General features: G+C 67.3%; 2 protein-coding genes and 1 pseudogene. All 3 read right to left on the bottom strand.

Going from position 1 to position 2,083, the window contains the following annotated elements; translation table 11 throughout:
- A pseudogene (locus tag DK254_RS06460) lies at positions 1–260 on the bottom strand (urea ABC transporter permease subunit UrtB); the annotation flags it as partial.
- Between the two features lie 172 nt (positions 261–432).
- The gene (gene urtA, locus DK254_RS06455; RefSeq protein WP_109933130.1) at positions 433–1,701 is read right to left on the bottom strand and encodes an urea ABC transporter substrate-binding protein; all 1,269 of its coding nucleotides are present in this window, start codon (positions 1,699–1,701) and stop codon (positions 433–435) included.
- Between the two features lie 260 nt (positions 1,702–1,961).
- The coding region (locus DK254_RS06450; protein ID WP_305888122.1) for a MarC family protein at positions 1,962–2,083 on the bottom strand (122 nt) is incomplete at its 5' end.

The following is a 2,083-nucleotide window of genomic DNA, read 5'->3' as shown; positions in this document are numbered from 1 at the left end:
GCGGGGCGGTACTGCTTGTCGTCGCCGAGGAGGAAGGCGTGGTTCTGCGCGTCGACGGCGAAGCGGCCGGCCTGGATGGCTTCGAGCAGCGGCAGGCGCTCGGCCTCGGGGGCGGCGGCCCAGCTTTCGAGCAGGGAGGCGCGGCCGGCATTGTCGGCGGCGGCGAAGTCCTGCGCGGGGCCGGCGAGGGCGGGCAGGGCGAGGAGGGTGGCCAGCGCGAGGGCGCAGGTCTGGAGCAGGCGGTATAGGGCAGTGGGCATGGTGTGGTTCCTGAGAGGCTGGCGCTTGGGCTAGAGCACCCTCTCCCCAGCCCTCTCCCTGAAGGGAGAGGGGGCCGTACGGCACGCGACCGGGAGCATGGAGCTCACTGTCGCGCGTGAGGTTGGCGTGGCGTCCCCTCTCCTGGAGAGAGGGGCTCTGGCGAGCGCCGGCTCAGTTGCTCTTCACCGCGTAGTCCGGCTTCTTGTCGTTGCCCGGGATGAACGGGCTCCACGGCTGGGCGCGGATCGGCTCGGGGGTCTTCCAGACCACGTTGAACTGCCCGTCGTCCTGGATCTCGCCGATCATCACCGGCTTGTGCAGGTGGTGGTTGGTCTTGTCCATGGTCAGGGTGAAGCCCGAGGGCGCCTTGAAGGTTTGCCCGCCCATGGCCTCGCGGACCTTGTCGACGTCGGTGCTGCCGGCCTTCTCCACCGCCTGGGCCCACATGTGGATGCCGACGTAGGTGGCCTCCATCGGGTCGTTGGTCACGGCGGTGGCGTAGTTCGGCAGGTTCTTCGCCTTGGCGTAGGCCTTCCAGTCGGCGACGAACTTCTCGTTCTGCGGGTTCTTCACCGACTCGAAGTAGTTCCACGCGGCCAGGTTGCCCACCAGCGGCTTGGTGTCGATGCCGCGCAGCTCTTCCTCGCCCACCGAGAAGGCCACCACCGGTACCTCGGTGGCTTCCAGGCCCTGGTTGGCCAGTTCCTTGTAGAAGGGCACGTTGGAGTCGCCGTTGACGGTGGAGATCACCGCGGTCTTGCCGCCGGCGGAGAACTTCTTGATGTCGGCGACTATGGTCTGGTAGTCGCTGTGGCCGAAGGGCGTGTAGACCTCCTGGATGTCCTTGTCGGCCACGCCCTTGCTGTGCAGGAAGGCGCGCAGGATCTTGTTGGTGGTGCGCGGGTAGACGTAGTCGGTGCCCAGCAGGAAGAAGCGCTTGGCGGCGCCGCCGTCCTCGCTCATCAGGTATTCCACCGCCGGGATGGCCTGCTGGTTCGGCGCGGCGCCGGTGTAGAAGACGTTGGGCGACATTTCCTCGCCCTCGTACTGCACCGGGTAGAACAGCAGGCCGTTGAGTTCCTCGAATACCGGCAGCACGGATTTGCGCGACACGCTGGTCCAGCAGCCGAAGACCACCGCGACCTTGTCCTGGGTCAGCAACTGGCGGGCCTTCTCGGCGAACAGCGGCCAGTTCGACGCCGGGTCGACCACCACCGGCTCCAGCTTCTTGCCGTTCACCCCGCCCTTGGCGTTGATCTCGTCGATGGTCATCAGCGCCATGTCCTTGAGCGAGGTCTCGGAGATGGCCATGGTGCCGGACAGCGAATGCAGGATGCCGACCTTGATGGTCTCGGCGGCCTGGGAGCTGAAGGGGAACAGGCCGGTGAGCAGCAGCGCGCTCACCGCCAGGGTGCTTTTCAACAGGGGACGACGTTTCATCGCGGCAGCCTCCTTGGCTTCCTGGACCGGGGAGGGTGCCGCGCGGATTCTGGGCCGTCGCCTGTGCAGCCTCCCGAAGTGGGTAGGGGACCCCTGCGGGTCGGGAGGGCTATCGCAGCATCCGTGCCAAGCAGCGCAAAGCCCTGTGGCAGAAGGCTTGCGCGGGATTTTTTGTCGCTTCGGTCAGGGTTTCCGGGGCGCTATCTTGGTGCGCCGGCGGGCTTCGTGGGCGAATCGCCCCCAAATGGGGCGCGCCGCGCTCAGCCGGCGGGGAGGAAGTAGCCGCGCACCCCGGTCATGATGATCTGCGCGGCCAGGGCGCAGACGAACAGGCCCATCAGCCGGCTGACGATCTGCAGGCCCTGCTCGCCGAGCATCCGCT

The organism is Pseudomonas sp. RW407 (assembly GCF_003176655.1).
GTDB classification, from domain to species: Bacteria; Pseudomonadota; Gammaproteobacteria; order Pseudomonadales; family Pseudomonadaceae; genus Pseudomonas; species Pseudomonas delhiensis.
Note: the sequence above shows the minus strand (reverse complement) of the source record. Positions and strands in the feature narration are given on the sequence as shown.

Excerpts from the sequence above, each read along its gene's own strand:
- urtA (WP_109933130.1), bottom strand. The coding sequence starts at position 1,701 with ATGAAACGTCGTCCCCTGTTGAAAAGCACCCTGGCGGTGAGCGCGCTG.